The organism is Prevotella sp. S7 MS 2, from assembly GCF_000762865.1.
Classification (GTDB): domain Bacteria; phylum Bacteroidota; class Bacteroidia; order Bacteroidales; family Bacteroidaceae; genus Prevotella.
Map to the genome: position 1 here is coordinate 1 of NZ_JRPT01000109.1, position 1,790 is coordinate 1,790.

The following is a 1,790-nucleotide window of genomic DNA, read 5'->3' on the forward strand; positions in this document are numbered from 1 at the left end:
CGAGATTTTAAGCACAACATTGATATAAATCAAGGATTATACAAAGAAATTGCCATAATCTTACGCAACAATACTCCCCTATTCTGTCAAGGAGTACTATCTTTATACTATATTTTGATACTATAGACCAACATCATTTCACTTTCACAAACCAAGGTAAACGATCTATTGGTACATCAAGTTGGTAAACTTTGCCACCATTATATATAGTTCCTTGGTCATCTCGCCATTTCCCTTTGGGCAATTTTACGGTTCGATGATTAACAGCCGTCGTTACAGGAGCTACCAAATATGTATCACCAAACATATATTGGTCGCTAACATTTTCAAAACCTTGATTGGGAAAACTATAAGCCATGTGACGAACTATAGGTTCTCCAGTTTGAGCAGATTTCTTCGCCTGTTCCAAAATATACGAACCTAGTTGTGTATGCCAGTGTGCGTATTTACGAACTATGGACAAATTTTCTTTTGATAAAATACGCCACGGGGCAACAGAGAATTGCATCATAGGCATCATTGCATGGATTTGACATGACCGAATGATGAGTGTTTGGTCAAACTTGTCTTCATCTACATTGTAAAAGCTACCATATTCACCGCCACCAATCATATCGGGACAAGTAAAAGCATAACCTAACAATCCTGCCGAAATCATATCAGGCACCAATTGGCTCACACCCACCCACGAATATTTCTTATCGCCTAAACGTTGTACCAATCCTTCATTGCCATGCCTCCAACAAGCACGCATTTCATTATATTGAAATTCCCTACCTAGCGCTGCCCACAAATATGTTTGCGCAATATCAAAGGATTTTCCATCATACACATCTACATTCTCTTCTAAATAACTATAAGAATCGCCTGCATCAAATTTAAAACCATCGATACCATATTTCTTTTGCAATTCTTTTAACTCTTCACGAATCTGATTATAAGCTTCGGGATTACTTAAATCATAAACGAAACTATATCCATTCCACCACCGAGCTACTGCAGCTTGATTTGTACCCTTTGCTTTAACAAAAAGTCCTTTAGCCTCAAAATCTCGACTCTTTTTACTATCAGGCGAAACATAAGGGCATACCCACAACATTACTTTAAATCCTAAACTGTGGAGTTCATCTATCATTTGCTTAGGATTTGGGAACTTTTCGGCCCGGAATTCCCATTCGCCATAATCTTTTTGCCAATTATCATCAATGATAAGAATGCCCGGTTCAAAACCATTATCTATAATATTATGAGCATATTTTAATATGTCGGCTTGGTTTTGATTATAGAGCAGCTCTATCCAGCTATTATAAATAGGACGCTCAAAAAATAGAAATGGTGGAATTTCTCCTGTTGTTGGAAAATGCCTATTCATTGCTCCCAAGTAAGCATCACGCAAGGTCTTACCATACGTTTGAACCTCCACCCCACCTTGCGTAGGCTGAAAATTCATCACGCGATTGGTAACCTTCAAATGGTAAGCAGCATCTAACCAAATTGCTCTTCCTTGATTTGACAATAACAAAGGTGCTGTTTGATTATTAAAATTCTCTATGCGCGTATTTACTTCTAGAGATTGGTTACTTATTGGTAATTGAGTTCCAATACCAGTTCCTACTCCCCACCAGCATTCATTGGGTAGAATATCAACCTGTTGGGCATGTACATGGCATAGTTCAACAAACAATAAGCATAAAATTATTACTTTTTTCATGACAAATACTTTTAAAAATATCTCGTTCCTTAAAAGAAACGAGATATTATACAACTTATTGCTTTATATAATCTATTAA

Annotated in this window: 1 protein-coding gene; it reads right to left on the reverse strand. The window is 36.9% G+C overall.

What is annotated here, in order from left to right; translation table 11 throughout:
• Nucleotides 1-133: 133 nt before the first annotated feature.
• Nucleotides 134-1,711, reverse strand: a complete 1,578-nt coding sequence (locus HMPREF0671_RS11575) for a glycoside hydrolase family 31 protein (protein WP_036900942.1) — start codon at nucleotides 1,709-1,711, stop codon at nucleotides 134-136.
• Nucleotides 1,712-1,790 lie beyond the last annotated feature (79 nt).